The organism is Vibrio sp. Vb1574 (genome assembly GCF_033338675.1).
In genome coordinates this window covers 1-1,002 of sequence record NZ_JAWOTC010000509.1, presented here as the reverse complement: position 1 = coordinate 1,002, position 1,002 = coordinate 1, and the positions used below count along the sequence as shown (strand labels likewise).

The 1,002-nt window shown below is 44.7% G+C and carries 1 pseudogene; it reads left to right on the top strand.

The features are described 5' to 3' along the window. Positions 1-1,002, top strand: a pseudogene (locus tag R7O12_RS27235) (cadherin repeat domain-containing protein); the annotation flags it as partial.

The window sequence follows — 1,002 nt, the reverse complement described above, 5'->3', positions numbered from 1 at the left end:
CTGTAACGATTAAACAAGGTAGCAACCCGGTTTCTATTACTTATCCAACTCTGGACTTTTCTGCTGGTGCGGTTATCACACCTGTGATGAGTGGGGGAGAAGCCAAAGCAAGCTACCGTCTGATTAACCAAGCTGAGCCGGTGGTTGAGTTGTTATCTTCAGATTCTGATCGTTTGAAAGTGCTGCATGCTGGCGACTACCAAGTGGAAGTGACGTTAACTGCACGTAACTATACAACTAAAACCGTATTGGTTAACGGCACCATTAATAAAGCGGATCATCCAGGTCTTACGACGAAGCTTCAAACTGTGGAATTTACGCCATTTAAGACGATTAGTTTGGACTTTGGTAAAACGGTAGGCACTCGCACTTACGCATTTGCTGATACCGTGAGCGAAGAGCTTGCCACGTTAGACAATGCGAAAGCTGAGTTGACGCTAACTAATTACTCTCAATATCATTCTATTGCGTTGGATATTTCTGAGAGTGAATCGCGAGATTACAAAGCGTTACCAAGAACAAGAGTCACGGTTAATGTCGATTTGGCGGAATCGGGTGTTGCAGATAAATACACACAACTTGATAGCGAACAAACCGTCATCGTAAGTACCCTCAGTGCCCCGCAGTTTTCCAATTTAGAAGAAAGTGAGTTTGGCATCATGGGTTCGCGTTCGGTACGTGAACCGACGGATGATGAGCTGCAAAAATTTGGCAAAGGTAAGGTCGCGCTGTTCTTGTTAAAACCAGTGGGTAGCGATGACCGAACCCAACAAAAGGCAGTCTGGGTACATGTTGCTCGATTTGATGGCTGTACTGCGGATCTGTTTTCTGATGATCTAAAACCATTCGATGCAATTGATTATGATGCAGCAGGCTATTGTGCGAACGGTAGTACGATTCGTATGACTCGCTTTTTAGTGATTGACGACTCTAAACTAGAAAATATTGAGTATGAGTTGGCAGCACCAATCGTGTACTACCGTCGCGGTCAACGTGAGTTCT